At 72.4% G+C, this 14,230-nt stretch carries 12 protein-coding genes and 2 tRNA genes; 8 read left to right on the forward strand and 6 right to left on the reverse strand.

All coding sequences use genetic code 11. From position 1 onward, the window contains the following. The first annotated feature begins 17 nt into the window (after nucleotides 1–17). The 5 genes from gyrA to ACXNSR_RS19765 all read left to right on the forward strand — a co-directional run bounded on the left by gyrA (nucleotide 18) and on the right by ACXNSR_RS19765 (nucleotide 5,173). Nucleotides 18–2,636: a DNA gyrase subunit A gene (gene gyrA / locus ACXNSR_RS19745; RefSeq protein ID WP_458636869.1), complete on the forward strand. Its 2,619-nt coding sequence runs from the start codon at nucleotides 18–20 to the stop codon at nucleotides 2,634–2,636. An 87-nt stretch (nucleotides 2,637–2,723) separates the two neighbouring features. After that, complete coding sequence (locus tag ACXNSR_RS19750) at nucleotides 2,724–3,272, forward strand: DUF3566 domain-containing protein (protein ID WP_458636870.1); 549 nt, start codon at nucleotides 2,724–2,726, stop codon at nucleotides 3,270–3,272. 118 nt (nucleotides 3,273–3,390) lie between these two features. Further along, nucleotides 3,391–3,464: transfer RNA gene (locus ACXNSR_RS19755), tRNA-Ile, on the forward strand. Nucleotides 3,465–3,608: 144 nt separating this feature from the next. Further along, nucleotides 3,609–3,743: a DLW-39 family protein gene (locus tag ACXNSR_RS19760; RefSeq protein ID WP_208809277.1), complete on the forward strand. Its 135-nt coding sequence runs from the start codon at nucleotides 3,609–3,611 to the stop codon at nucleotides 3,741–3,743. A gap of 122 nt (nucleotides 3,744–3,865) precedes the next feature. Next, nucleotides 3,866–5,173, forward strand: a complete 1,308-nt coding sequence (locus ACXNSR_RS19765) for a hypothetical protein (protein WP_458636871.1) — start codon at nucleotides 3,866–3,868, stop codon at nucleotides 5,171–5,173. Here the strand turns inward: ACXNSR_RS19765 and ACXNSR_RS19770 are convergent. Both ACXNSR_RS19770 and ACXNSR_RS19775 read right to left on the reverse strand, forming a co-directional pair. Then, entirely contained in the window at nucleotides 5,160–6,455 is a 1,296-nt protein-coding gene (locus ACXNSR_RS19770) for a serine/threonine-protein kinase (RefSeq protein ID WP_458636872.1), read from the reverse strand. The genes ACXNSR_RS19765 and ACXNSR_RS19770 overlap by 14 nt on opposite strands. A 43-nt stretch (nucleotides 6,456–6,498) precedes the next feature. Then, nucleotides 6,499–7,047: a helix-turn-helix domain-containing protein gene (locus ACXNSR_RS19775; protein WP_030012999.1), complete on the reverse strand. Its 549-nt coding sequence runs from the start codon at nucleotides 7,045–7,047 to the stop codon at nucleotides 6,499–6,501. 162 nt (nucleotides 7,048–7,209) lie between these two features. On the opposite strand from ACXNSR_RS19775, the gene ACXNSR_RS19780 reads away from it, so the two are divergent. Further along, a tRNA-Ala gene (locus ACXNSR_RS19780) sits at nucleotides 7,210–7,282 on the forward strand. A 49-nt stretch (nucleotides 7,283–7,331) separates the two neighbouring features. Here the strand turns inward: ACXNSR_RS19780 and ACXNSR_RS19785 are convergent. Then, nucleotides 7,332–8,819: an FAD-dependent monooxygenase gene (locus ACXNSR_RS19785; RefSeq protein ID WP_458636873.1), complete on the reverse strand. Its 1,488-nt coding sequence runs from the start codon at nucleotides 8,817–8,819 to the stop codon at nucleotides 7,332–7,334. Nucleotides 8,820–9,033: 214 nt separating this feature from the next. Here ACXNSR_RS19785 and ACXNSR_RS19790 point away from each other — a divergent pair, with 214 nt between their 5' ends. Then, complete coding sequence (locus tag ACXNSR_RS19790) at nucleotides 9,034–9,345, forward strand: ArsR/SmtB family transcription factor (protein ID WP_458636874.1); 312 nt, start codon at nucleotides 9,034–9,036, stop codon at nucleotides 9,343–9,345. Between the two features lie 54 nt (nucleotides 9,346–9,399). On the opposite strand, the gene ACXNSR_RS19795 is transcribed toward ACXNSR_RS19790, so the two are convergent. Further along, complete coding sequence (locus tag ACXNSR_RS19795; RefSeq protein ID WP_458636875.1) at nucleotides 9,400–10,176, reverse strand: MGMT family protein; 777 nt, start codon at nucleotides 10,174–10,176, stop codon at nucleotides 9,400–9,402. Next, nucleotides 10,173–10,841 carry an RNA polymerase sigma factor gene (locus ACXNSR_RS19800; RefSeq protein ID WP_458636876.1) on the reverse strand — a complete coding sequence of 223 codons (669 nt, stop codon included), beginning with the start codon at nucleotides 10,839–10,841 and terminating at the stop codon, nucleotides 10,173–10,175. The genes ACXNSR_RS19795 and ACXNSR_RS19800 overlap by 4 nt, the downstream gene beginning before the upstream one ends. A 479-nt stretch (nucleotides 10,842–11,320) precedes the next feature. On the opposite strand from ACXNSR_RS19800, the gene ACXNSR_RS19805 reads away from it, so the two are divergent. Beyond that, entirely contained in the window at nucleotides 11,321–13,507 is a 2,187-nt protein-coding gene (locus tag ACXNSR_RS19805) for a BTAD domain-containing putative transcriptional regulator (protein ID WP_458636877.1), read from the forward strand. 29 nt (nucleotides 13,508–13,536) lie between these two features. Here ACXNSR_RS19805 and ACXNSR_RS19810 read toward each other — a convergent pair whose 3' ends face one another. Continuing rightward, entirely contained in the window at nucleotides 13,537–14,217 is a 681-nt protein-coding gene (locus tag ACXNSR_RS19810) for a LysE family translocator (protein ID WP_458636878.1), read from the reverse strand. Nucleotides 14,218–14,230: the final 13 nt, after the last annotated feature.

Here is a 14,230-nt window from a genome sequence, read left to right on the forward strand (position 1 = left end):
AGGACTTCTGACCAGCAATGGCCGACGAAACCACCCCCACCGCAGAGAATCCCGCGGAGGAGCAGCCCGTGCTGCGCATCGAGCCCGTCGGGCTCGAGACGGAGATGCAGCGCTCCTACCTCGACTACGCGATGTCCGTCATCGTCTCGCGTGCGCTGCCCGACGTACGGGACGGCCTCAAGCCCGTCCACCGTCGTGTGCTGTACGCGATGTACGACGGCGGCTACCGGCCCGAGAAGGGCTTCTACAAGTGCGCCCGCGTCGTCGGCGACGTCATGGGTACCTACCACCCGCACGGTGACAGCTCGATCTACGACGCCCTGGTCCGCCTGGCCCAGCCGTGGTCGATGCGCATGCCGCTGGTGGACTCCAACGGCAACTTCGGCTCTCCGGGCAACGACCCGGCGGCCGCGATGCGCTACACCGAGTGCAAGCTCATGCCGCTGGCCATGGAGATGCTCCGGGACATCGACGAGGAGACCGTCGACTTCCAGGACAACTACGACGGCCGCAACCAGGAGCCGACCGTCCTGCCGGCGCGCTTCCCGAACCTGCTGATCAACGGCAGCGCCGGTATCGCGGTCGGCATGGCCACCAACATCCCGCCGCACAACCTCCGCGAGGTCGCGGACGGCGCGCAGTGGTACCTGGCCAACCCGGACGCCTCGCACGAGGAGCTCCAGGACGCGCTCATCGAGCGGATCAAGGGCCCGGACTTCCCGACCGGCGCCCTGGTCGTGGGCCGCAAGGGCATCGAGGAGGCGTACCGGACCGGTCGCGGCTCCATCACGATGCGCGCGGTGGTGGAGGTCGAGGAGATCCAGAACCGCCAGTGCCTGGTGGTCACGGAGCTCCCGTACCAGACCAACCCCGACAACCTCGCGCAGAAGATCGCTGACCTGGTCAAGGACGGCAAGGTCGGCGGCATCGCCGACGTCCGTGACGAGACCTCGTCGCGGACCGGCCAGCGCCTGGTGATCGTCCTCAAGCGCGACGCCGTCGCCAAGGTCGTGCTCAACAACCTCTACAAGCACACCGATCTGCAGACCAACTTCGGCGCGAACATGCTGGCGCTGGTGGACGGCGTGCCGCGCACGCTGTCGATCGACGCGTTCATCCGCCACTGGGTGACGCACCAGATCGAGGTCATCGTCCGGCGCACGAAGTTCCGCCTGCGCAAGGCGGAGGAGCGCGCCCACATCCTGCGCGGTCTGCTCAAGGCGCTGGACGCGATCGACGAGGTCATCGCCCTGATCCGGCGCAGCAACACGGTCGAGATCGCGCGCGAGGGCCTGATGGGCCTCCTGGAGATCGACGAGATCCAGGCGAACGCGATCCTGGAGATGCAGCTCCGCCGCCTCGCGGCCCTGGAGCGGCAGAAGATCGTCGCCGAGCACGACGAGCTCCAGGCCAAGATCAACGAGTACAACGCCATCCTGGCCTCGGAGGAGCGCCAGCGCTCCATCGTCAGCGAGGAACTGGCGGCGATCGTCGAGAAGTTCGGCGACGACCGGCGCTCCAAGCTGGTGCCCTTCGACGGTGACATGTCCATCGAGGACCTGATCGCCGAAGAGGACATCGTCGTCACGATCACGCACGGCGGCTACGTCAAGCGCACCAAGACCGAGGACTACCGGTCGCAGAAGCGCGGCGGCAAGGGCGTGCGCGGCACCAAGCTGAAGCAGGACGACCTGGTCGACCACTTCTTCGTCTCCACCACGCACCACTGGCTGCTCTTCTTCACGAACAAGGGCCGGGTCTACCGGTCCAAGGCGTACGAGCTGCCGGATGCCGGCCGCGACGCCCGCGGGCAGCACGTGGCGAACCTGCTGGCCTTCCAGCCGGACGAGAAGATCGCCCAGATCCTCGCCATCCGCGACTACGACGCGGCGCCCTACCTGATCCTGGCCACCAAGGGCGGCCTGGTGAAGAAGACGGCGCTCAAGGACTACGACTCGCCGCGCTCCGGCGGTGTCATCGCGATCAACCTCCGGGAGACCGGCGCCGACGGCGCCGACGGCACCGCCGATGAGCTGATCGGCGCCGAGCTGGTGTCCGCCGAGGACGACCTGCTGCTGATCAGCAAGAAGGCGCAGTCGATCCGCTTCACGGCGACCGACGACGCGCTGCGCCCGATGGGCCGCGCCACCTCGGGCGTGAAGGGCATGAGTTTCCGTGAAGGTGACGAACTGCTCTCCATGAACGTTGTGAGGCCGGGTACGTTCGTCTTCACCGCGACCGACGGCGGCTACGCCAAGCGGACGCCGGTCGACGAGTACCGCGTCCAGGGCCGTGGCGGTCTGGGCATCAAGGCCGCCAAGATCGTGGAGGACCGCGGATCGCTCGTCGGGGCGCTCGTGGTCGACGAGAGCGACGAGATTCTCGCCATCACGCTCGGCGGTGGTGTGATTCGCACGCGCGTCAACGAAGTCAGGGAGACCGGCCGTGACACCATGGGCGTCCAGCTGATCAACCTGGGCAAGCGCGATGCCGTGGTCGGCATCGCCCGAAACGCCGAGGCCGGTCAGGAAGCTGACGAGGTCGAGGCCGACGAGAACGACACCGAGGTGGCCGATGGACAGGTCGCCGAGGCCGCCGAGGGCACGCAGCCCTCGGCCGGGGAGCACGAGGAGTAAGTCGTGAGTGGAGCCACGGGCGCCGGACCGGCCAAGACTGGAGCGAACGGTGCCCGTGGCCCTGCCGCGGACTCCCAGGGGGGAACCGTGACGGACACCCGAGGTCCGAAGCCGTCGGTCGGCGCGGACGCCGGCCAGGACAAGCCCGCACAGCCGTACCACCCGCCGCAGGCCTACCCGGCGCCCACGGGCCCCGGGACGGCGCAGGGCGGCCCGGCCGCGGGCGCGCAGCGCAAGCCGCGCACGGGGGTCCGTACGGCCCCCCGCACGCGCAAGGCGCGACTGCGGGTGGCCAAGGCCGACCCGTGGTCGGTCATGAAGGTCAGCTTCCTGCTGTCGATCGCGCTCGGCATCTGCACGATCGTGGCGGCGGCCGTGCTGTGGATGGTCATGGACGCGATGGGCGTCTTCTCGACCGTCGGCGGCACGATCAGCGAGGCGACCGGTTCGAACGAGGGCAACGGCTTCGACCTCCAGTCGTTCCTGTCGCTGCCGCGCGTTCTGATCTTCACGTCGGTCATCGCGGTGATCGACGTGGTGCTGGCGACGGCACTGGCGACGCTGGGTGCGTTCATCTACAACCTGTCGGCGGGCTTCGTCGGCGGTGTGGAGCTCACCCTCGCCGAGGACGAGTAGGCCCTGCGTCAGGGCGGCCGCGACGGGTCGGATGACCTGCGCAGACGCCCCCGGACAACGGATTTTGGCCTGACCGGGTCTGTGCGCTAATCTTCAGGAGTCAGCGCGCAGCGCGGATGGGGCTATAGCTCAGTTGGTTAGAGCGCATCCCTGATAAGGATGAGGCCACAGGTTCAAATCCTGTTAGCCCCACAGTGTCGAAGACCCCCAGGCCAAGGCCTGGGGGTCTTTGTCGTTGGGCCAGTTGGTGCACCGCCAGGTCACCGATCGGTATCGGTCGGTGTGTATTGTTGGGCGCCAGAAGTCCCCTACGTCAACGAAAGACGAGGTCGCGCGGTGAAGAAGCTGCTCCTGGTCGCACTGGCCGCCATCGGCGGGCTCCTCGTGTACCGCCAGATCCAGGCGGACCGCGCCGAGCAGGACCTGTGGACGGAGGCAACCGACTCCGTGCCCTCTGGTTCCGGTGTGTGAGACCCAAGGCTGATCCCATGAAGCCCCGGCTGCCACTGCGGCCGGGGCTTTGTGCTGCTCTGTGACGAAAAATTCCGTTATGTAAAGATTTGGCTTGCGCAAGCAAACTCGGGGTGGGCGCGATGGTGCGGGGACGGACGACGGCGTGGGCGGTGGCCCTGGGCCTGGCGGCGGGAGCGCCGGGGGTCGCGTACGCCGACGGGGCCGCGCCCGGCCCCCTCCCGGCCTACCGGGCCGCGGACGGCGCCAGGGCGATCGAGGGCAAGCCCTCCACGGCCGACGCCCCGCAGATCGAGGCCGGCGGCGTCTACCGGGACACGCTCGGGCCGGGAGAGCGCATGTACCGGCTCGTCCTCGACCAGGACGGCTCCGACGTCTACGTCTCCGCCGTGGTCCGCCCCGCGGCGGGCGCGAAGGTCTCGGGCGGCGACGGCATCCACGTGGAGATCATGACCACGGCCGGGCGCTCCTGCCCCCGCAGCGGCGGCCGGGCGAACTTCGGCTACGACCCCTACCCGATCAGCGCCGCGGGCGTCCGCCGGGGAGCCGAGGACGAGGACTGCGCGCCCGCGGGCGTGTACTACGCCAAGATCACGCGGACCTCGGCCAAGGGCTACGACCAGACCCCCTGGCCGCTGGAGATCAAGGTCCAGCGGGAGCCCGGCCGCGGCCCGGGCGGCCCCACCGCCGCGCCCGACGGCTGGCCCTCGGGCGCCCCCGTGCTGCCCGGCACCGAGGCGGTGCCCCGCAGCGGCGGCACCGGCTTCAACGACGCCCGCGCCCTGGGCGCCGGGGTGTGGCGCGACGAGATGCGGCCCGGGCAGACCCGTTTCTACCGGGTCCCGCTGGACTGGGGGCAGCAGCTGGGGTTCGGCGCCGAACTGGCCGCCGCGAGGATGACGAAGAACTACGGTTCGGCCTCGGGCGGGCTCACCGTCTCCCTCTACAGCCCCTACCGGGGCCCGATCTCCGACAAGGACACCTCGTACGACGGCAAGCAGGCCGGGATCACCCTGGAGAAGACCCCGCCCGTCGCCTACGAGAACCGCTTCGCGAGTGATTCGAAGGTGCAGCCCGTCTCCGTCGCGGGCTGGTACTACGCCGCGGTGACCATGGGCGCGAAGGTCGCCGACTTCACCGAGGACGCGGCGCCCGTGCCGCTGACCCTGCGGCTGGACGTCACCGGTACGCCGGCCAAGGCACCCGCGTACAAGGAGAGTCCGGCCGCCGGGGGCTTCGGGGTGGGCGACGGGGACCGGGCCGCGGCCAGGGAGGGGCTCACCGCCCCGGAGGCCGCCGAGGCCGCAGAGCGGCACGCCGCGATGCGGATCGTGGCGGGCGCCGGATTCGGCACCGGGACGGTCCTGCTGCTGGTGCTGGGCGGCTGGACGCTGCTCGGGCGGCGGGGGCGCGGTCCTACAGCCGGGTGAGGGCCCAGACGCCCACCGCGAAGCAGAGCAGCGCCGCGGCGAGCAGGGAGGCCACCGCCTTCGCCGGGGGCGGGGAGATCCCGCCGCCCGCCCGGACCGGCGTCCCGGCGGGGACGGGGGAGACCGCGGCCGCCGGTGCGGCCGGCGGCGGCAGGTGGAAGCTGCCCGTCTCCGAGGGCCCGTACGCGGGCACCGGGGCCGGGAGGACGGCGGAGCCGGGGACGGCCGCGGCGGCGGGGGCAGGAGCGGCGGGTGCGGCCGGATACGGGGCCGTCGGCGCGGTCCGCGCCGTACCGCGAGGGTCGGTCCGGACGGGCTCCGCGGGCACCGTCACGGAGGCCGAGGCTCCGGGCGCAGGGGCCGCCCCGGCGGCGGGGGCGGGCGGGGCCCCGGCCGCGGTGCTCGGGGGGCCCTGCGGGCCGAATCCGGGCGGCAGCGGTCCGAGTTGGTCGAACACCTCCACCGGATCCTCGTCCGGGGCGGGCGGCGCCAGCAGCTCCACGGCCTCGGCAAGGGCCTTGCGCGCCCCTGTGGCCGTCCGGAAGCGGTTTCGGGGGTCCGGCTGCAGGAGGCCGGCGATGACGTCCCAGAGCGGTGCGGGAACGCTTTCGGGGGCGCCCGGGGTGCCGTGCGCGAGGAAGTGTTCCACCAGCGCGCGGGAATCGGGCTTGCGCCCCTGGAGCAGGTACAGGGAGACCAGTCCCACGGCGAAGAGGTCGGCAGGGAAGTCGGGTTCGGCGCCGAGGAGTTGCTCGGGGGCGAAATAGCCCGGGGTGCCGACCACGACGTCGGTCTCGGTGAGGCGGGGCTCGCCCTTGCGCATGGAGATGCCGAAGTCGGACAGCCGCAGGTGCGGCCGCCCGGTCCCGGTGGCCTCCATCAGGATGTTGGCCGGTTTGATGTCGCGGTGCACGACGCCCTCCGCGTGCACCGCCGCGAGCCCCGAAAGGAGCTGGTCGAGCAGGCCGCACACGAACCGCGGCGGCAGGGGACCGTAGTCCCCGATCACATGGCCGAGCGAGCCGCCGCCGACCAGGTCCATGGTGAACAGGACCTTGTCGTCGTCGGCCGCCCAGCTGGCCGGAGCCAGTACGTGCGGATGGTCGATCCGCAGCGCCTGCTCCCGTACGAACCGCAGGAGCGTGTGGGCATCGCTCTGCAGGAGGACCTTCGCGGCCACGTAGCGGCGACGGCGGTGGTCCCAGGCACGCCATACGGCACCCGCGCCACCGCGTCCGATCGGATCGATCAGCTCGTACCGACCGGCGAAGACCTCACCCATCGCTGCGCCCGTCCCCCGTCACCCGTCGTCCGCCCCGCGCGTGTCAGTTCTGGTGGGCCTCGTAGTGGGCGACCGCGTCGGCGGTCCGGCCCGCGCCGTACACCCGGAGGAACTCTGCCAGTTCCGGGTGGCTGGGGGCGAGGGTGTTCGCCGCGTCGATGATGTCGCCCGCGGCGGAGACCGAGCGCAGCAGCGACTGGATCTCGCGGACGACCCGCTTGACCGTGGGCGCGCCGGAACTGGTGGTGGTCTGACCGCTGTTGCTGAGGACGGAGCCCCCCTGGGTCTTCTTGATCTCGTCCATCCGGTCGGTGGCCTCCCCGGCGCTGACGCTTCCGTCGGCCACCTGGCCGGCGAGATCCTGGAGGGCCTGGACGCGCTGGACCACGGCCGGGTTCCCGATCTTGGCTCGCTGGCCGCTCATCAGCTGGGACAGCATGGGCGCCGACAGTCCGAGGACGGCAGCGAGGCGGGCCTGGTTCAAGCCGAGGTCATCTATGAGCCGTCGGAAGAGCGCTCCCAGCGGCTCCCCGTACCAACTGCGCTGAAGCTCTCTGGCTCTGGCCGTGGCCTCTTGTTGTACCGCGTCCACTCTTACTACTCCCCTTCGCTGGTGCGAACCTCGCGAGCATCTTACGGAGAGTGGTCGCACGGCGGGAGTCCCTATCATTTTGCGAGATGAGGGGGTACACCCGGTACTCTGTTCTGCGGAACGGCCTCACCTCCCGCACGGGACAGGTGCGTCCACTTCCACGGGGCCTTAGCTCAGTTGGTAGAGCGCTGCCTTTGCAAGGCAGATGTCAGGAGTTCGAATCTCCTAGGCTCCACATCCAAATGCCCTCCGACCTGCGGAAACGCAGTCCCGGAGGGCATTTTTCATGTCCGTCGGAGGGGCTCGCCGAACCAGTCGCGCAGGGTGCCGGCCAGGGAGTCGCCGTCCGGGGCCCAGGCGATGTACCCGTCGGGCCGGACGAGGACGGCGTCCCAGGGGAGCGGCCGGGCGGGGGTCGCGGACACCGTGCGCACCACGTGGGCCCAGGCCGCGCCCTGCTCGCCGTGGGCGCGGCCGGCCTCCCCGAGCAGGAGCAGGAGGGGACGGCCGGGCAGCAGCAGCCGGGTCAGATCGGTCGGGCCGTCGGCGGTGGTGAGCGGAAGGTTCGGCAGGAACCTGCCCTCCCAGCGGGAGCCGCGCCCGGTGCGCGCGGGGTACACCGTCTCCTGGGCGCTGATCATGTGGCCCAGACGGGTGTTCACCGAGTCGATCTCCAGGAGCTCGGCGACGAGGTCGCGCAGGGGGTCTAGCCCGGGGTCCGGCCGCATCAGGGCGAGCTGGGCCCGGGTGTTGTCGATGACGCGCTGCGCGGCGGGCCGGCGTTCGGCGTCGTAGGTGTCGAGCAGGCCCTTGCCCGCGGTGTCCGCGAGGGTGTGCGCGAGCTTCCAGGACAGGTTGAGCGCGTCCTGCAGCCCCAGGTTGAGGCCCTGCCCGCCCACGGCGAAGTGGATGTGGGCGGCGTCGCCCGCGAGGAGGACCCGGCCCTGCCGGTAGTTGCGCACCAGCCGGGCGAAATCGCTGAAACGGGACAGGAACCGGGGGTCGGTCATGGGTACGCGGTGGCCGACGATGCGTTCGGCCTCCCCGCGCAGCTCGTCGAGGGTGAGCGGGGAGTGCCGGTCGGGGTGCGGGCCCCGGAAGTCGATCGTGATGAACCGGCTGTGCCCGTACGGGTTGACGCCCGCGATCGTCCAGCCGCGCGGGGTGCGGTGCCAGCCGTACGGCACGCTGTCCGGGTCGGGCAGCCGCACCAGGCCGAGCCCGGCGGACACGGTGGCCGGGCTGCTGTCCGAGGGGAAGCCGACCAGCTCGCGCACCGTGCTGCGGGCACCGTCCGCGCCGACGACGTACTCGGCCGTGAACTGGCGTACGCCGCCGGGCCCCTGGGCGGACACGTGGACGGCGTCGGGTCCCTGGACGATGTCGGTCACCCGGTGTTCCCGCAGCACGTCGACGCCCCGTTCGCGGGCCCGGCGCTCGAAGCCGCGTTCCAGTTCGGCCTGGGAGCGGCCGAGCACGGGGGCGGGCTCGGTGGCGGGGGCGGTGATGACGAGCCCCGGCGCGCCCGCGAAGTGGAACCCTTCGGCGCGGCCGCGGCCCAGCAGGTCCTCGGTCGCGACGGGCACGGCCAGATGGCCGCGCCGGGCCAGGCCCTGCGCGGTGCGGGCGTGGAGGGTGCCGGCCTTGGGGCGGTCGACGGTCCGTGGTTCGGCTTCGAGGACGACGGTGCGGACGCCGTGGTGCCCGAGCTCGGCGGCGAGGAGCATTCCGACGGCCCCGCCCCCGACGACCAGGACCTGGGTGTGTGTCACGCGGTGCTCACCACCCACGGCGGGGGCGCGAGGCGGGTGTGGGTGTCGGCGCCGGGGGTAACGGCGGTGCGGCCGACGGTGCGGTCTGCGTATTCATGGGCACAACTCCAGGCTGGGCCCGGCCCGATGGCGGCCAGGTTCGGTTTTAGTCGAACCTTAAGCTGACACAGGGTGTAGGTATGATGCAAGACGTACCTAAAGGGAGGAGGGCGTGATGCCCGACGAGGACGGCCACCCCTTGCCGGAGGAGATGAGCCTGCCGGCCGTGCTGAACGCGCTCTCCGACCCGCTGCGTTACTCCGTCGTGCGCGAGCTGCTGGCGGAACCGGTGGGCGCGGAGCGCACCTGCGCCTCCTTCGGCCTCCCGGTCTCGAAGTCGACGACCACCCACCACTTCCGGATCCTGCGCGAGGCGGGCCTGGTGCGGCAGGTGGACCGAGGCAACAGCCGGGCGGCCACGCTGCGCCGCGCGGATCTCGACCAGCGCTTCCCCGGCCTGCTCGACCTGATCGCCGCCGACCGCTGAACGTGCGTCGTCCGGAGGGCGGAGGGCGGAGGGCGGAGGGGCGAGGGCCGAGGGTCAGACGACGGCCGGCCGGCAGCTGAGGCATCCCCGGAACCCGGCGGCGGAGGCTTCGTCGGCCGAGGTGAAGGGCACCTCGTGGCGGGCGGTGATGCGGCGCGCGTGCGCGCAGGTCGGGTAGCAGAAGATCCGCGTGGTACCGCTGCCCAGGAACCGGGCCCCCGCCCGCACGAACCGCTCCACCCGCTCGGCGTCCACGCCCTCCCACTCCCGCAGCCGTCGTTCGAAACCGGCCGGCAGTCCGCAGTCCGCGGGGAGTCCGTCGTCCGTGCACAGCCGGTGCGCGGGTACCAGTACGGGTACGGGATTGGCCCGGACCGCGGCCAGCACCGTCTCGGGTGCCAGACCCGGCAGTCCGGCCTCGCGCGCCAGCCAGGCCGCCGGACGGAGCTGCCCGAACGGGATGGCCCGGGTCGCCTGGAGGACGGCGCGCTGTTCGTCGGCGAGCGGCCCGAACTCGTAGCGCAGGGTCCGGTCCCGGCCGCGCAGGGCCCGTGCCAGACCCGGCGGGGGCTTGACCCCGGAGAGCGCCGACCGCCGGGTCCGGGCCCGGTAGGCGTCCTCGAACGCCCGGTCGTCGGGGTACCAGTCCGTGGCGGCGGCGCCGGTCACCGCCCCCCGCCCGTGGGCGACGTAGAGGGGGCCGACCGGGGAGTCCGCCCGCACGTAGCAGTCGTAGCGATGTGCCGGAACGCCGACGCGGTCCAGCACGCGTGCCGCGAACCCCGCGGGTGCCGCCTCGCGCAACGTGTCCAATTCGTCCGGCAGTCTCATCCCGTCGCCTCCTTCCTTTCCGTCCGGGCCGCTTCGTGCGCCGTCTTCGTCTTCGTCTCAGCCGGCGCCGTCCCCGGCCCGGCCGCTCCGTGCGTCCCGCGGTCGGCGGCCAGGCCGGGCTCCGCGCGCAGGGCGGCCAGGCCCCGCGACACCTGGGCCTTGACCGTGCCGACCGGGCAGTCCAGGATCCCGGCCACCTCCTGGTAGCTCAGCTCGCCGATGTGCCGCAGGACCACGGGCAGCCGGTGGTGGTCCGGCAGCCCGGACAGAGCGGCCACCAGCCGGGCCCGGCGCGCGCCGTCGAGCGCGAGCTGCTCCGGCCCGGGGGAGCAGTCCGGGAGTTCGATGGCCGTCACCTCGACACCGTCGGCGACGCCGGGCCGCCGGCTCAGGGTGCGGACGTGGTTGCGCCACACGTTCGCGGCGATGGTCAGCAGCCAGGCGCGCGGCTGGAGCTGCCCGCGGCGCTCGGGCGGGTAGTCGCGCAGGGCGGAGTAGGCGCGCAGGAACGTTTCCTGGCCCAGGTCGTCGGCGTCCCGCGCGGAGCCGGACAGACGCAGCAGGACGGAACGCACGGTGCCGGCCTGGGTGCGTACGAGTTCGGTGAACCCGTCGTCCAGGTCGGTCGCGAGCAGTTCCGTCAGCGGCAGGGTCGTCTCGTCCATCCCCCTTGTGAACACCGGCCCGCGTGAGAACGTTGCACCTCGCGCGAGAATTCTTTTCCTTCGCCTGTCATTCGCATTCGATGCGATATCCGGTTCCCTTTATGTCATCCGCATATCGGACGCGCCCGAGCGGTTTCCCGGGTCCCGTGGAGATCGTGTTCCGGCGGGCCGCGGCAGGACTGTCTATTTCTCGCCAACTGGCCGATATTCGAAGGATCCGGAAAGCCGGAGGTGCAAGGGGTGCGATGCGACCGGTTCGGAACAAAGGGGGCGGGACCCTTGACCAGTGGTCGCACCGCGAAGCTAGAGTTGCGGACGAGCTGTGGCGCTCAGCTGGGTCGCGCGCGGTTCGGACTGCTCAAGATCCGGCGAGGTCTCGGGGGAGGCGTGGTGGCGAGCGTTCTGCGCACAGCAATGGAAAAACGATTCACAAGACGTTTCCTTTCCGTATTCCTTTCGGCCGTACCCGCATTCCGGACATGATGGGGAACCCAGTCCGCGGCACCGCGACCGCGGACGAAGACTTAAGCGGCGGCAGCTGGTCGTTCGGTGAACGGCTCCTCTCGTTCCGGGGCCGGGAGGGACTGACGCAGCGCGAGCTGGCGGAACGCGCCGGGGTGAGCGTGCGGGTCCTGCGGGACATCGAGCACGGCCGGGTGCACCGGCCCCAGACGCGGACCGTGCGGCTGCTGGCCCGCGTGCTGGGCCTCGACGCGGACGCCGCGCGCCGCCTGGCGCCGCCCGCACGTGAGGCCGTACGCCCGGGGGACGAGCGGCTCCACATCGGCATCCTCGGTCCGCTGTCGGTCCGCTACCGCGGTGTCGAGGCCCACGTCCACGCGGCCAAGGTGCGGCGCCTGCTGGCCCTGCTCGCCCTGCGGTACCCCGAGGCGGCCGGCCTGGGCGAGATCACCCACACGCTGTGGCCGAAGGATCCGCCGCGTTCGTACCAGAACCTGGTGCACACCTACGTCAGCCAGGCGCGCCGGGTGCTGCTGCTCCCCGGTGGCCGGGCGGAGACCCCGGCCCCCTCGTTCCTGGCCCGCACGCACACCGGCTACGTGCTGGAACTGGAGCGCGACCAGGTCGACCTGACCCAGTTCCAGGACCTGTGGGCACGGGCGCGGCAGGCGCACGGCGCCGGGGACGCGGAAGCCGCCCACGAGCTGGCCGAACGCGCCTACAACTGCTGGCGCGGCCCGCTGCTGGCGGGCGAGCCGCTGCTGCCGCACCACCCCGCGGCCATGGCGGCCGCCCGGCAGCGGGTGGAGAGCCTGCTGCTCCACACGGACCTCTCCTTGCAGGTGAGGCGGCCCGAGCGGGTGCTGGCGGCCCTGCGCGGTGCCACGGAGGAGGAACCGCTGCACGAGGGACTCCAGGCGCGGCTGATGCTGGTGCTGGCCAGCTGCGGCGAGCAACGGGAGGCCTTGAGGATCTACTCCGAGGTGGCCCGCCGGCTCGACCGGGAGCTCGGCGTCCAGCCGGGTGACGAACTGCGCCGCGCCCACCTGCGGATCCTGCACCAGGAGCTGCCGTGGCCGCGGACCGGACCGGCGGCCGCCTGGGCCGCGTTCGACGTGCCGGCCGCGCCCGCGCCCCGGCTCGTCGCGCCCCCGCCGAGGCCCCGGCCGTCCCAGACACCGGCCGCGAGCACGGGCTTCGTCGGCCGCGCCGCCGAACTGAAACGGCTGGACCGGCTGCTCCTGCCCACCGGCGAACGGGCCGGGCAGGTCCCGGCCGTGCTGGTCACCGGGTTTCCCGGGGTGGGCAAGACGGCGCTGGCCGTGCGCTGGGCGCACCGGGTGCGCGAGCGGTTCCCGGACGGGCAGTTGTACGTCGACCTGCACGGGTACGCCGACCGGCGGCCGTTGCACCCGCAGGAGGCCCTCGCCTCGTTCCTGCGCGCCCTGGGCGTCCCCGACCGGGAGCTCCCCCGGTCCCTCGACGAGGCCGCGAACCTGTACCGCACCCTGCTGTCGGACCGGCGGATGCTGATCGTGCTGGACAACGCGCGCGAGGAGAGCCAGGTCCGGCCGCTCGTCCCGGGCGCGGCCGGCTGCGCGGTCCTCGTCACCGGCCGCGACACCCTGCCGGGGCTGGTGGCCCGGGACGGTGTGCCGCGGCTCGACCTGGACGTGCTCGGTGAGGACGAGGCGCTGACCCTGCTGTCCCGGCTGCTGCGCAGCGGGCGGGTGGACGCCGAACCGCTGGCCGCGCGGGCGCTGAACCGGCAGTGCGGAGGTCTGCCGCTGGCGATCCGGCTGCTCGCGGCCCGGCTGGAGGAGCATCCCGGGGTCGGGATCGCCCAGCTCTGCGTGGAACTGCAGGAGGCCGGGGCGTTCCGGGAACTGCCGGTCGAGACCGACGACCTGTTCACCGCGGTCCACGCGGCGTTCGAACTCTCCTACGTGTCCCTCCCGGAGCCCCTGCGCCACTGGTTCCGGCTGTTCGCGCGGACCGAGGGACGGCTCGTCAGCGGCTACGCCATGGCCGACCTGGCGGGCACGAGTCCGCTGGAGGCGACGCGCGCACTGCGCCGGCTGGTCGGTGCGAGCCTGCTCCGGGAGTGCGCGCCCAACCGGTTCTCCCTCCCCGCTCCGCTGCTGCGCTATGCGCGCAGACTGGCGCTGCGCGAGGACGCGCAGTGCCCGCTGCGGTCGGTGTGACCGCAGCGGGGCGGGAGCGGGCGGCCGGGTCACCCGCCGAGTGCCAGCCGGACGGCGAAGAGCCCGAACACGACGGCGGTGAGGCCGTCGGTGATCCGCAGCACCCGTGGGGACCGCAGGTGCGGGGCGAGCCGGTGGACCAGCCTCATCCAGGTGAGGAGCCAGAGCAGCCCCAGCGCCAGGTAGCAGGCGGCCAGCAGGGGGACCCCGATCTCGGGGGCCATGCCCGCGGGCACGAACTGGGGCAGGAAGGCCATCAGGAAGATGCCCACCTTGGGATTGGACCCGGTGCACAGCAGGCCCTGCCCGAAAGCCTGGCGCACCGAGGGGCCGGTGCCGCCGGCCCCTGGTCCGGGCGGCGGGGGGCCGGCGGGCGGTTCGCCCGTCGCGTGCGCGTGCGCGGGGACGGTGACCGCGGCCTGGGGCGACGGCGCCGGTGCCGGGTCCGGTGCCGGGTCCGGTGCGCCTGCCCGGCCGGTGGCCCGCCGCAGGGCGAGCACGGCCCAGCCGAGCAGTACGACCGCGCCGGCCCAGCGGAAGGCCGCGAACAGCCCGGGGCTCGCCGCGAGGAGCGCGGCCAGCCCGGCCGCGCCGAGTCCGGCCTGGACGGCCCCCGCGGTGATCATGCCGAGTGCGGCGGCGGTGGCCACTCGCAGGGAGCCGTTCAGCACCAGGTTGGTGATCATGACGAGGTCGGGGCCGGGCGTCATGATCACCACCAGG

This window comes from Streptomyces sp. NC-S4 (assembly GCF_054353315.1).